This is a genomic window from Paraburkholderia sp. J41, assembly GCF_905220235.1.
Taxonomy (GTDB): domain Bacteria; phylum Pseudomonadota; class Gammaproteobacteria; order Burkholderiales; family Burkholderiaceae; genus Paraburkholderia.
The window spans coordinates 23,336-44,491 of the sequence record NZ_CAJMZE010000033.1 but is presented as its reverse complement, the minus strand read 5'-3'; the positions used below and the strand labels follow the sequence as shown (position 1 = coordinate 44,491).

The following is a 21,156-nucleotide window of genomic DNA, read 5'->3' as shown; positions in this document are numbered from 1 at the left end:
ACACCTCGCGCGCTACGACTGCACGGCGGCGCGCCGCGCCGTTCTCATGCGCTGGCCGGCAGGCGGAAGCTCGCGATCGACTCGCGCAGCCCGCTCACCTGATCCTTGAGCGAATGGGCGGCCGCGGCGGCTTCTTCCACGAGCGCCGCGTTCTGCTGCGTGACTTGATCCATTTCGCCCACGGCGCGATTGACCTGCTCGATGCCCGCGCTTTGCTCGCGCGACGCGTTGCTGATCTCTTCGAGAATCTCGTGTACGCGGCGCACCGACTGCACGATCTCGCTCATCGTCGAGCCCGCGTTGGTCACGAGCTGCTGGCCTTCGGTCACGGTGCCCGTCGACTTTTCGATCAGCGCCTTGATTTCCTTCGCCGCCGTCGCCGAACGTTGCGCGAGGCTGCGCACTTCGCTCGCCACCACCGCGAAGCCGCGCCCTTGCTCGCCCGCGCGCGCCGCTTCCACGGCCGCGTTCAGCGCAAGGATGTTGGTCTGGAACGCGATGCCGTCGATCACGCCGATGATGTCGCCGATCTGCTGCGAGCTGGTCGTGATGTCGCCCATCGTGCGCACCACGTCGTCGACCACGGCGCTGCCGCGCGTCGCCACGTCGGCGGCCTGGCTTGCGAGCGTCGCGGCGTGCTGCGCGCTTTCGGCGTTCTGGCGCACGTTGGCCGTCATCTGGTCCATGCTCGACGCCGTTTGCACGAGCGCCGCCGCCTGCTGCTCGGTGCGTTGCGAGAGGTCGGTGTTGCCCGCGGCAATCTCGTTGGCGCCCACGTTGATGTTTTCGGCGCCGCTGCGCACGCGCCCCACGGTTTCCACGAGCGAGCCCTGCATCGTGGCGAGCGCGCGCATCAGGCTTTGGCCGTTCGCGCCTTGCACCGCCAGATGCAGCGTGAGATCGCCCTCGGCAATGCGGTTCGCCGCATCCACGGCCACTTCCAGCTCGCCGCCGAGACTGCCGCGCACGCTGCGCACGACGAGCATCATCACGGCCGTCGCGGCGGCGCCCAGCACGAACGTCACCGCGAGCCAGCGCAGCAGGCTGCCATAGAATTCGGCGCTCACGTCGTCCATGTACATGCCTGTCACGATGATCCAGTCCCACGGCGCGAAGCGGCGGCCATAGCTCATTTTCGGCACCGGTTCGCTGTGGCCGGGCTTGGCCCACAGGTAGTCGAGGAAGCCGCCGTTCGGCTGGCTGCCCTGGCGCACGAGTTCGCTGAACACGTGTACGCCCGCCGGATCGGCGAAATCGGCGAGCAGCTTGCCGTCGAGTTCGGGCTTGATCGGGTGCATCAGCATGACCGGCTTCGAGTCGTTGATGCTCAGATAGCCGTCGGTGCCGTAGCGGATCGCGCCGATGGTGGCGAGCGCCTGCTTCTGCGCTTCGGCTTCGCTCATCACGTTGCGTTGCGAGAGCGAGTAGTAGTAGTTCGCGATGCTGGTGGCTTCGTCGACGAGCGCGGTTAGCTGCGCGCGCCGTTCGCGAATCATGCCGTCGCGGCTTTGCCAGGCGCCGAAGGCGACGATCAGCAGCAGGCCGATCCAGAGGATCGCAATCATCGAGCGGAGTTTCTTGTTGAGGGTCATCGTCTGCATGGTCGGTCGGTCTTTCTCGTGGACGGCTTGTGCGGCGTATGGCCGTATCTCGGTGTGCGGCGTTGCGAGGGCGCCAGACTGCTTTAACGGCGTGCGCGAACCCGCGCGAGAGTCAGGGGGAACCCTGCCCAGGCAAAGTTTCGTCATATGAATCAGCCGTTTGCAGCGGTGCGGCCCGAGCGTGGCGCGAGCGCGGCGTGCCAAATGCGCCGACAGCTTGCGACAGCGTGCTGAAACGCGCGCGCTTCCCCGCGTAAAAGCCACAAATTTCCCTGCAACACCATGATTTGCCACGATTGGCGGCGAACGGCGACGGTCGGGAATCATTTCCGCTATAGTCGCGACTTCGGCCCCGCGCCGGCGTGGCTTTGCGGCCAGCTTCATGGCCAGCTTCACGGCCCGCGGCAAGCTTTTTCGCGAGGCGTTGCGCCCGCTTTCGGTTTGAATGCGAATCGCTTTGAAAGCAATTTTCAAGGCGGCGCGGAAAGCGCATGCACGGCCTCGCGAACGCCGGCGCCCGAACCGGATTTTTCCAACGATGCTTGGCAACGAGCGACGCGCGGCACGGCACACGCCAGTGCCGCCGCGACGCCACATGGAGTCTCACACATGAACGCACGCGAACCTGCCCTGGTTCCCGCATCGCGCGCCGCACGGCTGCGCCAGATGCTCATCAGCAACGAACTCGAATTCCTGATGGAAGCGCACAACGGCCTTTCCGCGCGCATCGCGCGAGAGGCGGGCTTCAAGGCGATCTGGGGCTCGGGTCTGTCGATCTCCGCGCAATTCGGCGTGCGCGACAACAACGAGGCGAGCTGGACCCAGGTGGTCGACAACCTCGAGTTCATGGCCGACGCGAGCGACCTGCCCATCCTGCTCGACGGCGACACCGGCTACGGCAACTTCAACAACGTGCGCCGTCTCGTGAAGAAGCTCGAGCAGCGCGGCATCGCGGGCGTGTGCATCGAAGACAAGGTGTTCCCCAAGACCAACAGCTTCATCGGCGGCGAAGCGCAGCCGCTTGCCGACATCGACGAATTCTGCGGCAAGATCAAGGCGGGCAAGGACTCGCAGACCGACGAAAACTTCTCGATCGTCGCGCGCGTGGAAGCGCTGATCGCGGGCTGGGGCATGGACGAAGCGCTCAAGCGCGCGGAGGCGTACCGCCTGGCCGGCGCGGACGCGATCCTGATTCACAGCAAGCTCTCCAAAGCCGACGAAATTCTCACGTTCGCGCGCGAATGGGCCGGCCGCGGCCCGCTCGTGATCGTGCCGACGAAGTACTACAGCACGCCGACGGACGTGTTCCGCAAGGCCGGCATCAGCACGGTGATCTGGGCGAACCATCAGATCCGCGCGGCGGTTTCGGCAATGCAGGCCGTCACCCGGACGATCTACGAAACCCAAACCCTCGTGGACGTGGAAGACCGCATTGCCACGGTCAACGAAATTTTCCGCCTGCAAGACGCCGACGAATATTCGGAAGCCGAAAACCGCTATCTCTCCGCCACGTCGCGCGGCGCGGGTTCGGCGATCGTGCTGGCCGCGAGCCGCGGCTCGGGCCTCGACGCCTTCACCGAAGACAAGCCGAAGGTCATGCTGCCGGTCGCGGGCAAGCCGCTGCTGCGCTGGCTCGTGGACGCGTTCAAGAAGGAGTCGGTCAACGACATCACCGTGGTGGGCGGCTACAAGGCCGACGCCATCGACACGGCCGGCATCAAGCTCGTGCGCAACGAGCGCTTTGACTCGACGAACGAACTCGCTTCGCTCGCGTGCGCCGTGGGCGCGCTCGACAACGACACCGTGATTTCGTATGGCGACCTGCTGTTCCGCAGCTACATCCTGCGCGATCTCGTGGAAACCGAAGCGGACTTCAGCGTGGTCGTCGATTCGTCGCCGGCAACGGAAAACAGCAGCGTGCGCGACTTCGCCTGGTGCTCGGCCGCCGACGAACGCGAACTGTTCGGCAACAAGGTGGTGCTCAAGCGCGTGTCGAGCGAACAGGACGCGAGCGGCGCATACAGCACGGCGCCGCACGGCCGCTGGATCGGCTTGCTGAACGTGCGCGGCGCGGGCCGCGACAAGCTCGCGAAGAAACTTGCGCAACTGCAAACGCGCGCCGATTTCGACACGCTCGACATGCCCGCGCTGCTCAACGCGCTGATCGAAGACGGCGAGCAGATCGAAGTGCAATACGTACACGGCCACTGGCGCGGCGTGAACGATCTCGAAGACTTCCGCCGCGCGGGCGATTTCGCGCACGCGCAAACGCCGCTCGGCAGCGATGTCGCGACGCCGGACAGCGCGGAGGGCAATGCATGATCGAAGCGGCGCAATTCGTCGAAGCGGCGCGCGAGCGCGGCTTCGAATGGTATGCGGGCGTGCCGTGCTCGTACCTCACGCCGTTCATCAACTATGTGTTGCAGGACGAGTCGCTCCACTACGTGAGCGCGGCGAACGAGGGCGACGCGGTGGCACTGACGGCGGGCGTGGCGCTCGCGGGCAAGCGCGGCATCACGATGATGCAGAACTCGGGCCTCGGCAATGCGGTGAGCCCGCTCACCTCGCTCACGTGGACGTTCCGCTTGCCGCAATTGCTGATCGTGACGTGGCGCGGCCAGCCGGGTGTGTCCGACGAACCGCAGCACGCGCTGATGGGGCCGGTCACGCCGCAGATGCTCGACACGATGGAAATTCCCTGGGAGCTGTTTCCGACCGAAGCCGAGGCCATCGGTCCGGCGCTCGACCGTGCGCTCAGGCATATGGACGAAACCGGTCGTCCGTACGCGCTCGTCATGCAAAAGGGCAGCGTCGCGCCGTTCGAACTGAAGGGCGGCGGCGCGATGCCGGCGAAGCACGCGCTGGCGGTTGCGAAGTCGAACTGGAACGGTCGGAGTCCTGAGCAATTGCCGACGCGTCATCAGGCGCTAGAGCGCGTGATCGCGGCCACGCCGGCCGAATCCACGGTGGTGATGGCTTCCACCGGTTTTTGCGGGCGCGAGCTATACGCGCTCGACGACCGCGCGAATCAGCTTTACATGGTCGGCTCGATGGGCTGCGTCACGCCGTTCGCGCTCGGCTTCGCGCTCGCGCGGCCGGATCTGAACGTGGTGGCCGTTGACGGCGACGGCGCGGCGCTCATGCGCATGGGCGCGTTCGCCACGCTTGGCGCATATGGTCCCGCGAATCTCACGCACGTTTTGCTCGACAACGGCGCGCACGATTCCACCGGCGGCCAGGCCACCGTTTCGGCGCAGGTGTCGTTCGCGGCGGTCGCGGCGGCGTGCGGTTACGCCGATGCCGTGGAAGGCGACGACCTCGCGACGCTCGACGCGGTGCTGGCGGCGGCGCGCGAGCGCGCGGCGGGCGCATCGGGCGTCGAAGGCACACGTTTCGTACGCCTGACGATCAAGCGCGGCACGCCCGACGGTTTGCCGCGCCCGACCATCACGCCGCCCGACGTCAAGACGCGTCTCATGCGCCACATCGGCGCGCTCGCTCACTAAGCGGGCTTTACAAGGATCAGTCGATGCTGTTGCTCAATCCCGGCCCGGTCACGCTCACGGAACGCGTGCGCCGCAGCCTGCTGCAAGAAGACCTTTGCCATCGCGAGAGCGAGTTTTTCGACGTGCAGGAAGAGGCGCGCACCCGTCTTGTCGGCGTCTACGATCTCGATCCGGCCCAGTGGCAAGCCGTGCTCATGACGGGCTCGGGCACCGCCGCCGTCGAAAGCATGATCGCCTCGCTCGTGCCCGCGAACGGCAAGCTGCTGATCGTCGAAAACGGCGTGTACGGCGAGCGCATCACCGCCATCGCCGCGCAGTACGGCATCGCGCATGAAGTCGTGAAGCACGAGTGGATGCAGGCGCCGGACCTCGCGCGCATCACGGCTGCGCTCGACGCGGGCAAGTCGTTCACGCACGTCGCGATCATTCATCACGAAACCACCACGGGCCGCCTGAACGATCTGCGCGCGCTGGGCGAGGCGTGCCGTGCGCGCGGCGTGCAAATGCTCGTCGACGGCGTGAGCAGCTTCGGTTCGGAAGCCATCGACTTCAACGATGCGAGCATTGCCGCCGTGGCCGCGACCGCGAACAAGTGCCTGCACGGCGTGCCCGGCGCGGCGTTCGTGATCGTGCGCCGCGCGGCGCTCGCGACGGCTGCGAGCCGCACGTATTACCTCGATCTCAAGCGTCTCGCCACGTTGCAGGATCAGCGCAATACGCCGTTCACGCCTTCGGTTCACGCGTACTACGCGCTGGTCGAGGCGTTGCGCGAACTTGCGGACGAAGGCGGCTGGCAGGCGCGTCACGCGCGCTATGCGGCGCTTTCGGAGCAGGTGCGCGCGGGACTGGCCGCGCGCGGCATGGAAAGCGTGTTGCCGAAGGACGCGTCGTCGGTGGTGCTGCGCGCGTTCCGCTTGCCGGCGGGCGTCGATTACCCGAAGTTGCACGACGCGCTCAAGGCGCGCGGCTTCGTGATCTACGCGGGGCAGGGCGGTTTGTCGAAGGAGTTGTTCCGCATTTCGACGATGGGCGACATTCACGCCGCCGACGTCGAGCGTTTGCTCGCTTCGTTCGACGAGATCGCGCGTTAAGTTCGTCGCGTTTCAAGCGATGAACAAAGGGCTTGCCGCGCGGCAAGCCCTTTGTTTTTGCGGTTGCCGCGGCGCGCGCGTGGCTCAGTGAAGGGCGCGTTCGCGCGTCGTGCGGGCGGTTGCCGTGGCCGTCGCGGCCGCGGCCGCGAGCTTCGCCGCCTTGGCCTTTGATGCGATCTTGCCGGCGCGCCGCGCGCGCGCCTTCTTGAGCCAGATGACGACGCCCGTCGCGCTGAGCAGCGCGACGAACAGCCCTGTGAAGCTGACGGCGATGCGTCCCGGCAATCCGGCGATACGGCCCGAATGCAGCGGAAATTGCGCTTGAATGAAGATGTCGCCGGCGCTGCCCCGGCCGGGAATCTGGCGCGCGAGCACATCGCCCGTGCGGCCGTTGAAGATGAGCCACGGATTGCCGAGGCCCGCGTCGCCGTGATCGTTGCCCGCCGCGAAGTAGCCCACGGCGTAAGTGCCGGCCGAGGGAATCGCGAACAGGCCGCCCGGCGGCGCGACGATGCCTTCGCGGCGGCCGGCTTGCGCGGCGAGACCGGCGACGCGGTCGCGCGCGGCATCGGCTTCGGCGGGCATGAGCGCGGGGCCGGGCGCGGCGGTGCGGAACGGATCGGGCGCGAGCGTCGAGAACACGGAAACCACGGGCCGCACGATCTGCGCGCCCAGATTCATCGAAATCGACGTGACGGCCACGACGATCAGCAGGCCCCACAACCACACGCCGCCCGAGCGATGCAGGTCGAACGCGAGCGTATAACCGCCGCGCTTCACGCGAAACGCGAGCGACTTGCGCCAGCTTTTGAGATTCGGAAACGCGAGCACGATAGCGACGAAACCGTCGAGCAGCCAGACCATGCCGACCACGCCCATCGTCCACACGCTGAAGTCGATGCCCATCTTCGTCGGCAGAAATAGCGTGTAGTGAAGCTGGTAGAGGAACGGGACGAGATTGAGCGGCCGCAGCGACGGCGCGCCCCACATGCGGCGGCCTTGTTCCGCGCCTGTCACGGGGTCGAGCGCGACTTGATTGAAGTCGAGTGCATACGGCGCGCCGGTTTTCGGGTCGAGACGCGGGGAAACGCGCGCGATCCACGTTTGGCCCGGTTCGACCGCGAGCGGCATGTAGGTTACTTCGGCGTGCGGTTCCTCGGCTTCGAGGCGCTTCGCGAGTTCGAGCGCGGGCAGCGGCGCCCCCGGCGTCGCGCTGTGGAAGAACGCGGGATTGAGCAGCGCGTCGAGTTCGTGGTCCCACGCGATCACCGCGCCCGTGAATCCGGCGAGGAACAGAAACGCGGCCGTGCCAAGACCGAACCAGCGATGCAGGCGGACGAGCAGCGGTCTCATGGGGGAATCCGGCACGCCGGCAAGCGGGGAATAAAGAAAGTGGTCACGGCGGCGGTTACAGCGGCGGTCACGGCGATAGGGAGCGGAAAAACGGCAAACCGGCAGGATGAACGCAAAGAATAAGCGCGCAAAGGATAAGCGCAAATAGGAATCGTTTGCATCATACGGGTCGCCGCACCGTGATGCAAGGTATACGAAAGGATAACGGTGGAGAGCGTGCGGCGGCGGGGGATGACCGCCGGTTGCAACCGGCAACGGCGGAACGGGATAGGCGAGATTCACCGTACCCCGCTCGCTGCGTTTTATCGTGGACGTCCGACTGACTTGACCTCAGACGGGGTCTTTGTCCGGCGGCCCTTCCGGCTGCTGCGGCTCGTCGTTGTGATGGCCCGGCGAGGGCGGCGAAAGCGGATCGCGTTCGGGATCGCGCGTGGGATCGGCGAGCGGATCGGGAAGCGGGTTGGTATGCGAGCAGATCATCGCGGTGTCCTCGTGCGTGTGCGGTTGAACGTGGCCCGTGGCGGGCGCGTAGCTTTCAGCTTCTAGCGTAGACGATCGCTACGCAGCTTGCGCGCCTGCTCCGCGCGCTGCGGATTCACGCACAAATGACGCAGGATGGACGCGCGATGCCGCAATCTTGCGCGGCATTGTTGCAGTCGGCGAAACGCTGTTTGTATCCGCCTGGCGTTTCTGGATGTCTTCCCAACCCTTACACTTCCGCTTTCTCAAAAAAGGAGCGGTGAGAGACCGCTCCATTCGTCCTTGCAGGAGTGGTGTCATGGGTGTGGCGGTCATTGCGGTGGTGTTCGTGGCGGGCTTGTTCGGCGTGCCGACACTTTTCGGTCACGGAACGGCGCACGCCGGGCAGACGCAGACGCAAACCGCTTCCGCGCAGGAACAATCCGCCCATGCCGACGCGCAAACCCGGCCGCCCGCACCCGCTACCGAAGTGGCGTCGGACGGCATCGTTCACCCTTGAAACCGGCGGTTGCGTTCAGAGCCCGTTGAGATCGGCGGGCGTGTCGATATCGCGCAGCACGCCGGGATCGTCGACGTCGATGCGCGTGAGCGCCTGCGTGCTCAATAGCGCTCGCGCGCCCGCGTCGCCGTCGAGCGCGCCCAGCGCCTCGCGATGCACGTAGCCGAAGCCGACCGGATGCCCGCGCTGCCCGCGGTAATACGGCGCAACGAGCGATGCGCCGGTGTCGAGCGTACGCGCCACGGCTTCGATCGTCGAAACCGCGATGCACGGCATGTCCGCCAGCGCCACGATCCAGCTTTCCGCTTCGTGATCGGCCTCGATGCCGGCGGCGAGACTCGCGCCCATGCCGCGTGCGGCGTTGGGCGCGAACACCACGTCGCAGCCCGCGTCGTTGAGCACATGCGCGAGCGTTTCGGCGCCCGGGCGCACCACCGCGATCACGCGCGGCACGACACGCAGCAGCCGCTGCGCGGATTCGCGCGCGACGCAGGTGCCTTCGGGAAGCGGGGCGAGGAGCTTGTTGCGCAGACCGTTGGGATCGAAGCGCGAACCGGTGCCGGCGGCGAGCAACACGCCGGTGGCAAGCGATGCGTAGGCCATGGGGTGTACCGCGCGGGAGAGGAACAAGCGCCGATTGTGCGGGGCATCCGTGCGCAGCGCAAGCCCTCGGCACGCCATTCTTCCGGCGCGATAAGACCGTTTCTTGCAAGCATGAAATGGAATGCCGGACCGGCAATGCAGATCCGGCAGTGGAGAGAGTCAAGTGCCGTCGATATGCCCAACGACGCCGACATGCAGTGCATGAGTTGCAGTGCAGATCATGCAAGCGAATTCATCTGCGGCACGACTTTGTCGAGCGTAAGCGGCAAGTCGCGCACGCGCACGCCGGTTGCGTGATACACCGCGTTGGCGATCGCGGCGGGCACGCCGGTAATGCCGATTTCGCCGATACCGCGCACGCCGACGGGATTGAAGCGCAGGTCCGGCTCGCCGACGAACAGCACGTCCAGCGTGCCCACATCGGCGTTCACCGGTACGTGATACTCGGCGAGATTGTTGTTGGCGATGCGGCCCATGCGCGTGTCGAGCAAACCCTCTTCGTGCAGCGCTGTGCTCATGCCCCACACCATGCCGCCCATCAACTGGCTGCGCGCCGTTTTCTCGTTGAGCACGCGCCCCACGTCGTAGGCGCCGACGATGCGCGCGACGCGGATCGTGCCCAGTTCCTCGTCGACATGCACTTCCGCGAACACTGCACCAAACGAGTGAAACGCGTATTGCTGCTTCTCGCTGCCGGGCTTCGCGGAAACCGTCGCCTCGACAGGCTGGCCGCCCGCGCGCGCGATGACGGCGGCAGCCGGATCGCGGCGCGATGCGTCGCTGCGGCTCACGACCCAGCCGTCCTGCACGGTCACGTCCTCGGCGGCGAGGCCGAATACCGGCGAGGCGCGGTCGGCGCGGGCAAGCGCGACGAGCTTGTCGCGCGCGGCCATGGCGGCGGCCTGCACGGCGGGCGACACGCTCGCCGCCGACTGCGAGCCGCCCGAAACCGGCGCGGTCGGCAAGGTCGAATCGCCGAGCGCGTCGGCGGCCACCTGCGTCATCACCGTGTAGGTGCCGGTGCCGATATCCTGCGTGCCCGACGCAACCATCGCGCTGCCGTCCGGCAAGATGCGTGCGACGGCACCGGCTTCGCTGCGGTTCGCGGGATAGGTGGCGGTCGCCATGCCGAGGCCGATCAGCGTATTGCCGTTGCGCATCGCGCGTGGCTGAGCCACGCGCCGCGACCAGCCGAAATGCTGCGCGCCCGCCGCATAGCAGTCGCGCAACGCCTTCTCCGACCACGGCTTGCGTTCCTGCGGCTCGCTTTCCGCATAGTTCTTCAGGCGCAGCGCAACGGGGTCCATGCCGAGCTTCCACGCGAGCTCGTCCATTGCCGATTCGAGCGCGAACGAACCCGTGGTTTCGCCGGGCGCGCGCATGAAGGTCGGCGTGCCAACATTTAGGGCTACTATGCGATGGCTCGTGGTGAGATTGGGCACGGCGTACATCATGCGCGTGATGAGCCCGGAATATTCGAGCCAGTCTTCGAATGTCGACGTATGCGCGAGCGTGTCGTGGCGCAAACCCGTCAGCGTGCCGTCGGCGCGCGCCGCGAGCGAAACATGCTGCTCGGTATGCGGGCGCGAGCCCACCGGCCCGAACATCTGCGGACGCGCGAGCACTAGCCGCACCGGACGTCCCGTTTGTTTCGCGGCCATTGCGCACAAACTGACATGCGACCACGACGAGCCCTTGCAACCGAAGCCGCCGCCGAGGAATGGCGAGATCACGCGCACGTTGTCGGGCGGCATGCCGAACACCGCGGCGACCGCCGTGCGCGCGCCGCTCACGCCTTGCGTCGCGTCGTAGAGCGTGAGCGAGGGGCCGTCCCAGCGCGCCATCGTCGCGTGCGGTTCCATCGGGTTGTGGAACTGCGTGGGCGTGGTGTAGACCGCGTCGATGCGTACCGCGCCTTCGCTCAAGCCCGCCTCGATGTTGCCGCGCGACGACGCCACGGGCCGCCCCATCGCGCTCGCGGGCACGCGCGACTGGCTTTTCGCGCGATCGAAATCGAGCGTGGCGGGCGTGGGCGCATACGTGACGGCGACGTGATTCGCGGCGTCGGCCGCGTGTTCGAGCGTATCGGCGACCACCACGGCAACGGGCTCGTTGCTATAGCGCACCGCATTGTCCTGCAACAGCGTGAGGTGACGGCCCGCGGGCGGCTTGAGCGGCGTGCGGCCGCCGTTGGGCAGGCGCATTGCGTTCTCGTACGTCATCACGAGCAACACGCCCGGCATCGTTTGAGCGCGGCGCGTGTCGATCGAAGCGATCGTGCCGCTGGCAATCGTGCTCGTCACCAGCACCGCGTGCGCGAGCCGCGCCTCGGGAAAATCGCCCGCGTAATGGGCGTCGCCCGTCACCTTGAGCACGCCGTCGATACGGTCCATCGGTTGTCCGGTGAAGGTGCTCATGCGAGGTCTCCTGCGGTGTTGGCCTGCGCGCCGGCCGCGAGCAGCGTCGCGCGAACGATCGCGCGCTGCGCGAGCCCGACCTTGAACGCATTGCCGTCGAGCGGGCGCGCCTGCGCGAGTTCAGCGCTCGCGGCTTCGCGCAGCGTTGCGGCATCGAGCGTGCGCCCGGTCAAGTGCTGCTCGGCGATGCTCGCACGCCACGGCCGATGCGCGACGCCGCCCAAGGCGATATGCGCGGTGCGAATGCGGTTGCCGTCGAGTTGCAGCGCGCTCGCCACCGAAACCAGCGCGAACGCGTAGCTTGCTCTATCGCGCACCTTGAGATAGTGCGCATGCTCGCTGAACGCGGGCGGCGGCAGATCGACGGAAGTAATCAGTTCTCCGAATTGAAGCGTGGTGTCGAGATCGGGCCGTTCGCCGGGCAGACGATGAAACGACGCGAATGGAATCGCGCGCGCGCCTTGCGGTCCGCTCACTTGCACCGTTGCGTCGAGCGCCGCGAGCGCGACGCTCATATCGGAAGGATTCACGGCGACGCACTGCGCACTCGCGCCGAGAATCGCATGCATGCGCGTGAAGCCGCCGATGGCCGCGCAGCCGCTGCCCGGCGCGCGCTTGTTGCATTGTGCGAACGCGGTGTCGTAGAAGTACGCGCAGCGTGTGCGCTGCATCAGATTGCCGCCCACGGTCGCCATGTTGCGCAGTTGCGGCGAAGCGCCCGCGAGCAGCGCCTGCGAAAGCAGCGGATAACGCGTGCGCACGAAGGTGTGATTCGCGGCGTCGCTGTTGCGCACGAGCGCCCCGATGCGCAAGCCGCCGTCGGCCAAAGTGTCGATGCGGTCGAGCGAACCGATGCGCGTGATGTCGATGAGCGTCTGCGGATGCGCAACGCCGCCTTTCATCAGATCGAGCAGATTCGTGCCGCCGCCGATGAACATTGCGCCGGGTTTTTGCGCGGCCGCGATGGCGCCATTGACGTCGGCGGCGCGCTGGTAGGAGAGAGCGTCCATGCGTGCTCCTTCGCTTACGCGCTGGCCGCATGCGCGTCGCGCACGGCGGCCACGATGTTCACGTAGGCGCCGCAGCGGCAGAGGTTGCCGCTCATGCGCTCGCGTATTTCGGCGTCGCTCAGTTGCGCGGGACGCGTGCGCACGTCGGCGGTAACGGCGCTCGCGGTGCCTGCGGAAAACTCGCTCAGACATGCCGTGGCCGAACACAACTGGCCGGGCGTGCAGTATCCGCACTGGAACGCATCGCGCTCGATAAACGCGCGCTGGATCGCGCTCAATTGACCCGTTTGCGCCAGACCTTCGACCGTCGTGATGCGCTCGCCTTCGTGCATCACCGCGAGCGTGAGACAACTGTTGATGCGGCGGCCGTTTGCGAGCACCGTACACGCGCCGCATTGCCCGCGATCGCAGCCCTTCTTCGTGCCGGTCAGGCCCGCATAGTCGCGCAGCGCGTCGAGCAGCGTGACGCGCGGTTCGAGTTGCAGCACATATTCGCGGCCATTGATGTCGAGCTTGACCGGTTGCGCGGGAACGGGCGGCGGCGCGGCAGTGGTGGCAGCCGCCTGCGGCCTGTTCTGCGCGTGCAAGTGCGGCGCGGCGTTCAGCGCCGCAGCAGCAGCAGCCGATTGTAAAAAGCGCCGGCGTTTGACGTCGGCGGGCGCCGCGGCGTCGGCATTGGTCGATTGAGTATTCGAGGATGCGTCGCGTGAATCGCGCGGCGCGTCGTGGGGATTGTGATTGGACATGGCGTTCGGCAGACTCCAGGACGAAGACGGAACGAAGCGCATGGCCGCCTGAATCACAGGGGAAAAGCGGATGCGCCGTGCATGGGTAGAGCAATTCCGATGCCGCTTGCTGACTCATAACTGTCACAGCGAACTGTCACAGCGTTGGATTGGCGCGGGTTGCAACTCGCGCCAGAACAGCACGTTGCGCCTGTGGGGCGACAAAGTAAAGCATTAACGCAGAATGCGATAACTCGCTGGCGCGTGACTGACGCGAAGATGGCGCGTCAGTCAGGATCGGATTCGAAGCTTGCCGGCTGCCGTCGATAATCAGGATGACGAAGTAATTGCGTGAAAAAGAAACCGGCTCGCCTGCGCGGCAACGCAGGCGAGCCGGTGCGTTCACATTGGAACGAAGGCGTCAGTCGATGCCATGAAACACGGCGTCGTCCAGGCCGAGGTAGGCGGGCGGACGCCAGGCGGCATCGCGCATCGAATGCTGGACGAGATTTTCCACGCCCAGCAGCACCGCGAAAATCGCCATGCGCACCGGAATGCCGTTGTCGGTCTGGCGGAAGATCGCAAGACGCGGGTCGTGGTTCAGGTCCGTCGAAAGATCGTTGGCGCCGGGGCGGCTGTCGCGCGGCAGCGGGTGCATCACGAGCGTGTCCGGGCCGCAGCACTCGTCCAGAATCGCCTGATTGATCTGGAAGTCGGGCGTATAACCTTCGAACGATTCGTCGGTGAAACGCTCTTTTTGAATGCGCGTCGCGTACACCACGTCGGCGCCGCGCAAGCCTGCCTTGAGATCCGTTGTCTGCTCCACCACGTGGCCGTTGGTCGAAATTTTATCGACGATATAGGCGGGCATTTCGAGCATCGGCGGCGAAACGAGCGTGAACTTGATGCCGCGATACAGCGCGAGCAGCTTCACGAGCGAATGCACCGTGCGGCCGTATTTGAGGTCGCCGACCAGCACGATGTGCGCGCCGTCGACGATCTTGCCAAGACGCGAGAACTCGCGCTGGATCGTGTAAAGATCGAGCAGCGCCTGGCTCGGGTGCTCGCCGGGGCCGTCGCCGCCGTTGATGACGGGAATGTTCACGGCGCGCGCGAATTCGGCCACCGAGCCTTGATCAGGATGCCGAATCACCATCGCGTCGACGTAACCCGCCATCACGCGGCTCGTGTCGTAGATCGATTCGCCCTTCGCCATCGACGAAAACGTGAAGCCGGTCGTGTCGCACACGGAACCGCCCAGCCGGCAGAACGCCGCGCCGAAGCTCACGCGCGTCCGCGTGCTTGCTTCGAAGAACAGGTTGCCGAGCACGGCGCCTTCGAGCACGCGCGAGATTTTCCTGCGCCGCGCGATGGGCTGCATGATGTCGGCCACGCGAAACAGCGCTTCCACGGAGTCGCGCGAGAACTGATCGACGGAAAGCAGTTGCGGCTTGCCTTCCACCTGAATCTGGCTCGCGAGCGAACGCGGATCTACGCTTTGCGTATAGCTTTCGCGCACCTCGCCGTTGCCGACGATTTCGGAGACGAAGCGCTCCACGATTTCGGGCATGGCGCGCGATTCCGCCGATTCCTCGGGCAGCAGCCACGTATCGAGCGCCCGGCGGGACACGCCGATGCGGCTCGCGAACAGGTCGCGGGTCATGTTCAGACGCCGCATGGCGTCGCGAAGGAAGGCTTGTTGCGGAACGCTCATGCTGGCACCCGTTGGTTCTGGTTTGTGTACGCGGTGCGTATATTAGTTCGGTGGCGGGAGAAGTCAAGCGGTTTGTGCGGTGTCGCCGGCCGGTGCGGCGCGGGCTGGCTCGAACGGGATAAAACTCGCATCGCGCGGCGAATTGTGCCTGCACGGCACGCACTATCGTGCCGCTGCATCGAGTGCAGGAAATTTGGGATGGCGATTTCGCGAGCGCCGCGATAATCGACGCTTTGATTTTTTCGAGGCCGCCGTAACGCCGGCCTCCGTTGCCGAAGATGTTTGCCTTGCCGCCGTCATTTCACCGCCCGGAGCACCAGTCATGAAGCTGCCGTGGTCCGGCGCCGCCGACGATCTCACCAAGGGCGATCTGCGCTTCGTCACGCAGCACGCGGCGCGGCGCTCGGCGATTGCGTGGGCGTGCGCGGCCGCGGTGCTGGCGCTGGCGAGCGGCGTCGCCATCGGTCATTTCACCGCCAGTGCGCCGGGTGCGATCCCCGGTCCGGCGGGGTCGAGCCAGCATCACTACGTGGTGGGCGAGATCGGGCGCATGGATGCCTCCATCGCGCTGCTTGATCCGCGCATCGAACGGCTTTCGGCGCAGCTTGCCGAACTGCGCAAGTTCGACGAGCGGTTGCGCGCGCAGCCGCCGCGTGCCGGCGTGCCGACCATAACGCCGGCGCACCCGGGCGACGAAGGCGAAGGCAACGAGGGCAACGAGGGCGATGGCGAAGGCGGCCCGGCGCTCGCGCCGCGCAAATGCGTGGAGCGGTCGGCGGCGCGCGACAACGCGAAGGCCGTCAGCGGTGAAGTCGATTGCATGAGCGCGACGCTTTCCGCGCTCGAAGCGGCCACGGCCGAGCACGAGGCGGCGTGGGCCGCGTTTCCGGGCCGCCGCCCGCTCGACGGCGGCCGCAACGGCTCGCCGTTCGGCAACCGCGTCGACCCGTTCACGCATCAGCTCAGCTTTCATCCCGGCGTCGATCTCGTCGCACCCGCCGGCACCGCGATTCTCGCGGCTGCGGGCGGACGCGTGATTTTCGCGGGCCCGAAGGGCGGATACGGCAACGCCGTGGAGATCGACCACGGCAACGGCTTCGTCACGCGCTACGGCCACGCCTCGAAGATCGACGTCGAAGTGGGCCAGATCGTGTTGCCGCGCGAGCATATCGCCGACGTCGGCTCGACCGGGCGCTCGACCGGCCCGCATCTGCATTTTGAAGTGCTCGTGCATGGCCAGCCCGTGAATCCTGTCGATTACCTCGCGTTGTTCCCGAGCCTCGCGCCCGGTGCGATGCCGGGCGCCGAAGACGGTGCGGGCACCATCGCCATTTCGACGGCGGGTTCTCACCATGGCTGATCCGCGACGCACGGCGCGCGTGCGCACCAACGCCGATCTCGCCTACGAATTGCAGCCCGTGCGCTCGCGTGTCGTGCGCGTGGCCGGCGTGGTGCTGTGGACCACGCTCGCGGCGACGACCGGCGCCGCTCTCGCCGCGTGGTGGCTCATGCCGCACGAAGCGCCGAGCTGTCCCGTGGTGTCGCCCGACGCGCTGAGCCGCGAGTTGGGCGAAACGCAGTTGCGGCTCGAACAGGAACGCGCCGCTCGCGCCACGCTCCAGCAAGCCGCCGAAACGGCGCAGGCCAGCATCGCCAAGCTGCAAACCGAGCTGCTGTTCGTGCGCAACCATCGCGCCGCAACGCGCTGATCGGCGCGGATTTCCAACCGGTGCCGCGCGCCCTTTTTCATTCGCTACGGTAGTTTTTTATGTTCAGCACCAAGAAGAAGCCGCAACCCGCCATCGAGCAAACGAAGCTGGCGACGTTGATCGCCCAGGACATCACGATCTCGGGCAGTCTCGAATATGCCGACGGCCTGCGCCTCGATGGCCGCGTGCAAGGCAACGTCACCGGCAAGCCGGGCGCGAAAACGCTGCTCGTGCTGAGCGAGCGCGGCTCGATCGAGGGCAACGTGCATGGCTACGACATCGTCGTGAACGGGCGCATTCATGGCGACGTGATCGCCGATCACTTCGTCGAATTGCAGGCGAATGCGCATGTCGTGGGCAACATCTACTATCAGCAATTGCAGATGGATTGCGGCGCGTCGGTCGACGGCAAACTCGCGAAGCGCGACCCCAACGAGGCGCCGAGCCTGATGCTCGATTCGCCCGACATCGAGATTCTGCCGCGCGAGTGAACGCCCGCGGCGCGGCGCGCGCGTTGGGTGCGTGTTGGCCCTGCCCGCTGACTTCGCTGACTCCGCTGACGCGCGCGGCCGGTCGATCCCGGTTACACTGCGCGACATGACCGCTCACCCGCACCGACACGCTCTGCCTCGCGCCGCCGCCTTGCGCGCGGTGTCGTCGGTCGCGCCCGCCTTTGGGGCGCCGGTGGAAGTCAAAGCTAAAAAACAGCCGCTCATCTGACCGGAGCTTGCTGTTCCGTCAGATGTTGCGACGGAACAGTCTGCCCCGGCGTCTCCGCCTTCCTGGCTCTCTTTTCCTGCGCACCGCTGAATGGACTTCGATACGGTCGTGTTCAAGGGAAAAGTCATGTCTCACATTTTCGCGCCGTCCGCGCGCTTCTCGGGTATCTGGATTCCGCTCGTCACGCCGTTTCATGCGGGCGTCGTCGATCTCGGGGCGCTCGACGTGCTGGTGCGTCATTACGCCGAAGCGGGCGTGGCCGGTTTCGTCGCACTGGGTACGACGGGCGAGCCTGCGGCGCTCGACGATCGCGAGCAGGACGCCGTGCTTGCCACCGTGCTCGCGGCCGCGGGGGCGTTGCCCGTTGTGGCGGGCGTGAGCGGTAACCATACGGCGAGCGTCTGCGAGCGCATCGCGGCGCTCAACGAGCAGCCCGTTGCGGGCGTGCTGGCTGCCGCGCCGTACTACATCCGGCCTTCGCAGGCGGGCGTGATCGGCCATTTCGCCGCCATCGCCGATACAAGTCGCAAGCCCGTGATCGTCTACGACATTCCGGCGCGCACGGGCGTGGGCATCGAGTTGCCGAGCCTGCTCGAACTCGCGTCGCATGAACGTATCGTGGCCGTGAAGGACTGCGGCGGCGCGCTCGACAAGACGCTTGCGCTGATTTTGGACGGCCGTCTGGACGTGCTGTGCGGCGAGGATCTCGATATGTTCGGCGCGCTATGCGCGGGCGCGAGCGGGGCGATTGCGGCGTCGGCGCATTTGCGGCCCGAGCGTTTCGTGGCGATGGAAAAAGCGTTGCGCGAAGATCGGCTCGGCGAGGCGCGCGAGATCTGGCATACGCTCGTGCCGCTCGTGCGGGCAGCGTTCGCGGAGCCGAATCCTGGGCCGGTGAAGGCGGCACTTGCGTCGATGGGTCGCATGCGCAACGAACTGCGCGCGCCGATGACGCGCGTGAGCGGAGAACTGGAGGAAACGCTCGCGCGGCTAATGGCGTGACGGCGTGACGGCGTGACGCGCGAGCGCGAGCGGGCCGGCGACTGGCGTCAGCGCGCCGCGTGGGCGCTCGCGGTGCTGCGCGCGCGGCGCCGACGGCTGCGCGGGCGTTCGCTGACGGCGGGCTCGCCGTTGAGCAGAATGCGGCGGCCGGGCACGTGCTGCGCGACGAGCCGCGCGATTTCGAGGGCCGTGCTTTCGGCGGGAACGACCTGGCGGCGCGCGCCTTCGTCGAGCGGCGTGGTCCATTCGACGAGACGATACGGCCGTCCCCACGGATGCTGAAGCGGCGTGGAAACGCGGCACGACGCGATTGCGGAAACGCCGCCATCGCGCAGCAGGGACTGTAGGTGCATCAGCACGTCGTCTTCAACCATCGCCTCGCTCCTCGCGGTTCGCCGCATAAAAAAACGCCGCCGATGCTCCGGCGGCTCAACAGGGGTTGAGCATATGGTTGCAGCGAAGAATTAAAAGAGACTTAAGAGCGCATGCGTAAGGCTGCGGCGTGCGCGCTCGACGAGCGCGCGACCGGAATGAAACGGAATAACGGCGGGGATAACGGCGGGGATAACGGCGGGACTCGAAAGACCAGCGCGGGGAGCAGCGAGGACGACGGAAAAACGCGGGCGGAGCAAGAGGAAGCGCGCGGCCTCAGTGCGGCTTCGAGCCGTTTCGCCGCAGCGTGGCGCGCACTTTTCTGGCGGCGAACAAGGGCAAATAGTCCTGAATGCGCGCTTCGGCCCGATATTCGTCGAGCGTGCTGGCGTAGATGCGGGCGACGGTTTCCTCGGGCGTGTTGGTTTCCTCGGCGATCGAATGGACGATCTGCTTGAGGTCCTCGGTTTTCGGCATGACGAATCTCCGGATAGGCGGGCGGGGGGGCTGACGGAATTACGGACAAACGAGTCTGAATTCAAGGACATCCGCACGCGGGATGCCAATTGAAACCGCCTATCGAATTGGGCGGAATTGCGCCGAATTACGCGGCGCGAGACGCGCGTTACCGGCGTTTCCGTTTGAACGATGCCGCCATCGGCGCGAAATGCCCGTTCATATGGGCTTCGCCATGAAAAAATGGCCACGGCCGGACCCATGTCCATGCCGTGGCCGCGTGGCTGGCGGCGCGCCGTGCTGCGTCGACTGACCGCAGGCGCGCGCCGCGAACCGCTGCGCTTTTATGTCGCGCTTATGCCGTGTTCATGCGGCATTTTCGAGCGACGGATAGTCGGTGTAGCCCGTTTCGCCGCGCGCATAGTACGTTTGCGGATTCGGCGCATTGAGCGGCGCGTTCAGTTCGAAACGGCGCGGCAGGTCCGGGTTCGCGATAAAAAGCTGGCCCCACGCCACGGCGTCGGCTTCGCCTGCCGCGAGCGCGGCTTGTGCCGATTCGAGCGAAAACTTTTCGTTGGCGATGAACGGGCCGCCAAATTCGGCCTTCAATTGCGGGCCGAGGCGATTGTCGCCGACCGACTCGCGTGCGAACAGGAACGCGATCTTGCGCTTGCCGAGTTCGCGCGCCACATAGCCGAAGGTGGCCGCCGGATTCGAATCGCCCATCGTGTGCGCGTCGCCGCGCGGCGCGAGGTGTACGCCCACGCGACCGGCGCCCCAAACTTCAATGCAGGCGTCGGCGATTTCGAGCAGCAGGCGCGCACGGTTCTCGATCGAGCCGCCGTAGGCGTCGGTGCGATGATTCGTGCTGTCCTGAAGGAACTGGTCGATCAGATAGCCGTTGGCGCCGTGGATTTCGACGCCGTCGAAGCCCGCTGCCTTCGCGTTGACCGCGCCCTGGCGGAACGCGGCAATCACGCCCGCGATTTCGTCGAGTTCGAGCGCGCGCGGCGTGACGTATTCGCGCTGCGGACGCACGAGGCTCACGAAGCCTTGCGCCGCAATGGCGCTCGGCGCGACCGGCAGGTTGCCGTCGAGGAATACGGGGTCGGAAATGCGGCCCACGTGCCACAGTTGCAGGAAAATGCGGCCGCCGGCGGCGTGTACCGCATCGGTTACGATTTTCCAGCCTTCGACTTGCGCCTGCGACCAGATGCCGGGCGTTTCGGCGTAACCCACGCCTTGCGGCGTGACCGAGGTCGCCTCGCTAACGATAAGGCCGGCCGAAGCACGTTCGGCGTAATAACGCGCCATCAGCTCGTTGGGCACGCGTTCGTCGCCCGCGCGCTGCCGCGTGAGCGGCGCCATGATGATGCGGTTCGGGAGCGTGAGATCGCCGATCTGGATAGGGTCGAAAAGCGTTGCCATGGTTCACCTTGTCTGCGGGCACGGCCCGCGGGCTGTAAAGCGATTCGGAGATAAAGCGGAGTTAGCGGACGATGCGAGCCGCGACACGCTACAACTGCGCGTTCATGTGGGCGAGGAACGCCTCGATGACGGGCTCGTTGCGCTTGAAGAACACCCACTGGCCGACCCGTTTCGACGTGACGAGACCGGCTTTTTGCAGCGCGGCCAGATGCGCGGACACGGTGGATTGCGAAAGCTCGCAATGTGCGTCGATCCGGCCCGCGCACACGCCGTGGTCCAACGTCAGTTCCTGATCGCCGAAATGCACCTGCGGTTCGCGCAGGCACGCAAGAATCTCCCGGCGCACGGGATTGGCGAGCGCCTTGCAGATTGCGTCGACGTCGAGGGTCGGAGTCGTTTCTTTCATCGCTAGTGCATCGTTACTGAGCGAATCTTATATCGTATTTTTCCGATATGTGCGGATGCCATTG

The 21,156-nt window shown here is 66.3% G+C and carries 19 protein-coding genes and 1 pseudogene; 8 read left to right on the top strand and 12 right to left on the bottom strand.

All coding sequences use genetic code 11. The features are described from left to right. Positions 1 to 44 precede the first annotated feature (44 nt). Complete coding sequence (locus U5805_RS25780; RefSeq protein WP_322106371.1) at positions 45 to 1,592, bottom strand: methyl-accepting chemotaxis protein; 1,548 nt, start codon at positions 1,590 to 1,592, stop codon at positions 45 to 47. 618 nt (positions 1,593 to 2,210) lie between these two features. Between U5805_RS25780 and aepX the strand changes: the two genes are divergently transcribed. The 3 genes from aepX to U5805_RS25765 are packed head-to-tail and all read left to right on the top strand — an operon-like array spanning position 2,211 to position 6,198. Next, positions 2,211 to 3,923, top strand: coding sequence for a phosphoenolpyruvate mutase (gene aepX, locus U5805_RS25775; RefSeq protein ID WP_322106339.1), 1,713 nt, complete (start codon positions 2,211 to 2,213; stop codon positions 3,921 to 3,923). Next, complete coding sequence (aepY, locus tag U5805_RS25770; protein ID WP_322106338.1) at positions 3,920 to 5,107, top strand: phosphonopyruvate decarboxylase; 1,188 nt, start codon at positions 3,920 to 3,922, stop codon at positions 5,105 to 5,107. Before aepX ends, aepY begins: the two co-directional genes overlap by 4 nt. A gap of 23 nt (positions 5,108 to 5,130) precedes the next feature. Next, positions 5,131 to 6,198 carry a 2-aminoethylphosphonate aminotransferase gene (locus U5805_RS25765; RefSeq protein ID WP_322106337.1) on the top strand — a complete coding sequence of 356 codons (1,068 nt, stop codon included), beginning with the start codon at positions 5,131 to 5,133 and terminating at the stop codon, positions 6,196 to 6,198. Positions 6,199 to 6,282: 84 nt separating this feature from the next. Here the strand turns inward: U5805_RS25765 and U5805_RS25760 are convergent, their stop codons facing one another. Beyond that, the gene (locus tag U5805_RS25760; protein ID WP_322106336.1) at positions 6,283 to 7,551 is read right to left on the bottom strand and encodes a PepSY-associated TM helix domain-containing protein; all 1,269 of its coding nucleotides are present in this window, start codon (positions 7,549 to 7,551) and stop codon (positions 6,283 to 6,285) included. Positions 7,552 to 7,881: 330 nt separating this feature from the next. Then, positions 7,882 to 8,031, bottom strand: a complete 150-nt coding sequence (locus U5805_RS25755) for a hypothetical protein (protein ID WP_322106335.1) — start codon at positions 8,029 to 8,031, stop codon at positions 7,882 to 7,884. A gap of 298 nt (positions 8,032 to 8,329) precedes the next feature. Here U5805_RS25755 and U5805_RS25750 point away from each other — a divergent pair, with 298 nt between their 5' ends. Next, positions 8,330 to 8,530: a hypothetical protein gene (locus U5805_RS25750; protein WP_322106334.1), complete on the top strand. Its 201-nt coding sequence runs from the start codon at positions 8,330 to 8,332 to the stop codon at positions 8,528 to 8,530. 15 nt (positions 8,531 to 8,545) lie between these two features. On the opposite strand, the gene U5805_RS25745 is transcribed toward U5805_RS25750, so the two are convergent. The 5 genes from U5805_RS25745 to U5805_RS25725 form a co-directional block, all read right to left on the bottom strand. Then, a complete protein-coding gene (locus tag U5805_RS25745) occupies positions 8,546 to 9,133 on the bottom strand; it encodes a nucleotidyltransferase family protein (protein ID WP_322106333.1) in 588 nt (195 codons plus the stop codon). Positions 9,134 to 9,351: 218 nt separating this feature from the next. Next, positions 9,352 to 11,550: a xanthine dehydrogenase family protein molybdopterin-binding subunit gene (locus U5805_RS25740; RefSeq protein WP_322106332.1), complete on the bottom strand. Its 2,199-nt coding sequence runs from the start codon at positions 11,548 to 11,550 to the stop codon at positions 9,352 to 9,354. After that, the gene (locus U5805_RS25735) at positions 11,547 to 12,560 is read right to left on the bottom strand and encodes a xanthine dehydrogenase family protein subunit M (RefSeq protein ID WP_322106331.1); all 1,014 of its coding nucleotides are present in this window, start codon (positions 12,558 to 12,560) and stop codon (positions 11,547 to 11,549) included. Before U5805_RS25735 ends, U5805_RS25740 begins: the two co-directional genes overlap by 4 nt. Before the next feature lie 14 nt (positions 12,561 to 12,574). Continuing rightward, positions 12,575 to 13,306, bottom strand: a complete 732-nt coding sequence (locus U5805_RS25730; protein WP_322106330.1) for a (2Fe-2S)-binding protein — start codon at positions 13,304 to 13,306, stop codon at positions 12,575 to 12,577. Positions 13,307 to 13,706: 400 nt separating this feature from the next. Further along, positions 13,707 to 14,999 (bottom strand): aspartate carbamoyltransferase, encoded by a 1,293-nt coding sequence (locus tag U5805_RS25725; RefSeq protein WP_322106329.1) that lies wholly within the window; start codon positions 14,997 to 14,999, stop codon positions 13,707 to 13,709. A gap of 322 nt (positions 15,000 to 15,321) precedes the next feature. On the opposite strand from U5805_RS25725, the gene U5805_RS25720 reads away from it, so the two are divergent. The 4 genes from U5805_RS25720 (at position 15,322) to dapA (ending at position 18,430) form a co-directional block, all read left to right on the top strand. Continuing rightward, positions 15,322 to 16,359 (top strand): M23 family metallopeptidase, encoded by a 1,038-nt coding sequence (locus U5805_RS25720; protein WP_322106328.1) that lies wholly within the window; start codon positions 15,322 to 15,324, stop codon positions 16,357 to 16,359. After that, positions 16,352 to 16,708: a hypothetical protein gene (locus tag U5805_RS25715; protein ID WP_322106327.1), complete on the top strand. Its 357-nt coding sequence runs from the start codon at positions 16,352 to 16,354 to the stop codon at positions 16,706 to 16,708. The genes U5805_RS25720 and U5805_RS25715 overlap by 8 nt, the downstream gene beginning before the upstream one ends. A 59-nt stretch (positions 16,709 to 16,767) precedes the next feature. After that, positions 16,768 to 17,199: a polymer-forming cytoskeletal protein gene (locus U5805_RS25710; protein ID WP_322106326.1), complete on the top strand. Its 432-nt coding sequence runs from the start codon at positions 16,768 to 16,770 to the stop codon at positions 17,197 to 17,199. A 355-nt stretch (positions 17,200 to 17,554) separates the two neighbouring features. Next, positions 17,555 to 18,430 carry a 4-hydroxy-tetrahydrodipicolinate synthase gene (gene dapA, locus U5805_RS25705; protein WP_322106325.1) on the top strand — a complete coding sequence of 292 codons (876 nt, stop codon included), beginning with the start codon at positions 17,555 to 17,557 and terminating at the stop codon, positions 18,428 to 18,430. Between the two features lie 143 nt (positions 18,431 to 18,573). Here dapA and U5805_RS25700 read toward each other — a convergent pair. The 4 genes and pseudogenes from U5805_RS25700 to U5805_RS25685 form a co-directional block, all read right to left on the bottom strand. Further along, positions 18,574 to 18,804 (bottom strand): annotated as a pseudogene (locus tag U5805_RS25700) (DUF2866 domain-containing protein); the annotation flags it as partial. A 274-nt stretch (positions 18,805 to 19,078) separates the two neighbouring features. Then, positions 19,079 to 19,279, bottom strand: coding sequence for a DUF3562 domain-containing protein (locus tag U5805_RS25695; protein ID WP_322106324.1), 201 nt, complete (start codon positions 19,277 to 19,279; stop codon positions 19,079 to 19,081). Positions 19,280 to 19,624: 345 nt separating this feature from the next. Next, complete coding sequence (locus U5805_RS25690; RefSeq protein ID WP_322106323.1) at positions 19,625 to 20,686, bottom strand: alkene reductase; 1,062 nt, start codon at positions 20,684 to 20,686, stop codon at positions 19,625 to 19,627. An 88-nt stretch (positions 20,687 to 20,774) separates the two neighbouring features. Next, on the bottom strand, positions 20,775 to 21,092 hold the full coding sequence (locus tag U5805_RS25685) for a metalloregulator ArsR/SmtB family transcription factor (protein ID WP_322106322.1): 318 nt from the start codon (positions 21,090 to 21,092) through the stop codon (positions 20,775 to 20,777). Positions 21,093 to 21,156 lie beyond the last annotated feature (64 nt).

Excerpts from the sequence above, each read along its gene's own strand:
- U5805_RS25685 (WP_322106322.1), bottom strand. The coding sequence starts at position 21,092 with ATGAAAGAAACGACTCCGACCCTCGACGTCGACGCAATCTGCAAGGCG.
- U5805_RS25715 (WP_322106327.1), top strand. The coding sequence starts at position 16,352 with ATGGCTGATCCGCGACGCACGGCGCGCGTGCGCACCAACGCCGATCTC.
- U5805_RS25755 (WP_322106335.1), bottom strand. The coding sequence starts at position 8,031 with ATGATCTGCTCGCATACCAACCCGCTTCCCGATCCGCTCGCCGATCCC.
- U5805_RS25730 (WP_322106330.1), bottom strand. The coding sequence starts at position 13,306 with ATGTCCAATCACAATCCCCACGACGCGCCGCGCGATTCACGCGACGCA.
- U5805_RS25740 (WP_322106332.1), bottom strand. The coding sequence starts at position 11,550 with ATGAGCACCTTCACCGGACAACCGATGGACCGTATCGACGGCGTGCTC.
- U5805_RS25720 (WP_322106328.1), top strand. The coding sequence starts at position 15,322 with ATGAAGCTGCCGTGGTCCGGCGCCGCCGACGATCTCACCAAGGGCGAT.
- aepX (WP_322106339.1), top strand. The coding sequence starts at position 2,211 with ATGAACGCACGCGAACCTGCCCTGGTTCCCGCATCGCGCGCCGCACGG.
- U5805_RS25780 (WP_322106371.1), bottom strand. The coding sequence starts at position 1,592 with ATGACCCTCAACAAGAAACTCCGCTCGATGATTGCGATCCTCTGGATC.
- U5805_RS25695 (WP_322106324.1), bottom strand. The coding sequence starts at position 19,279 with ATGCCGAAAACCGAGGACCTCAAGCAGATCGTCCATTCGATCGCCGAG.
- U5805_RS25710 (WP_322106326.1), top strand. The coding sequence starts at position 16,768 with ATGTTCAGCACCAAGAAGAAGCCGCAACCCGCCATCGAGCAAACGAAG.
- U5805_RS25735 (WP_322106331.1), bottom strand. The coding sequence starts at position 12,560 with ATGGACGCTCTCTCCTACCAGCGCGCCGCCGACGTCAATGGCGCCATC.
- dapA (WP_322106325.1), top strand. The coding sequence starts at position 17,555 with ATGTCTCACATTTTCGCGCCGTCCGCGCGCTTCTCGGGTATCTGGATT.
- aepY (WP_322106338.1), top strand. The coding sequence starts at position 3,920 with ATGATCGAAGCGGCGCAATTCGTCGAAGCGGCGCGCGAGCGCGGCTTC.
- U5805_RS25725 (WP_322106329.1), bottom strand. The coding sequence starts at position 14,999 with ATGAGCGTTCCGCAACAAGCCTTCCTTCGCGACGCCATGCGGCGTCTG.
- U5805_RS25745 (WP_322106333.1), bottom strand. The coding sequence starts at position 9,133 with ATGGCCTACGCATCGCTTGCCACCGGCGTGTTGCTCGCCGCCGGCACC.
- U5805_RS25765 (WP_322106337.1), top strand. The coding sequence starts at position 5,131 with ATGCTGTTGCTCAATCCCGGCCCGGTCACGCTCACGGAACGCGTGCGC.
- U5805_RS25750 (WP_322106334.1), top strand. The coding sequence starts at position 8,330 with ATGGGTGTGGCGGTCATTGCGGTGGTGTTCGTGGCGGGCTTGTTCGGC.
- U5805_RS25690 (WP_322106323.1), bottom strand. The coding sequence starts at position 20,686 with ATGGCAACGCTTTTCGACCCTATCCAGATCGGCGATCTCACGCTCCCG.
- U5805_RS25760 (WP_322106336.1), bottom strand. The coding sequence starts at position 7,551 with ATGAGACCGCTGCTCGTCCGCCTGCATCGCTGGTTCGGTCTTGGCACG.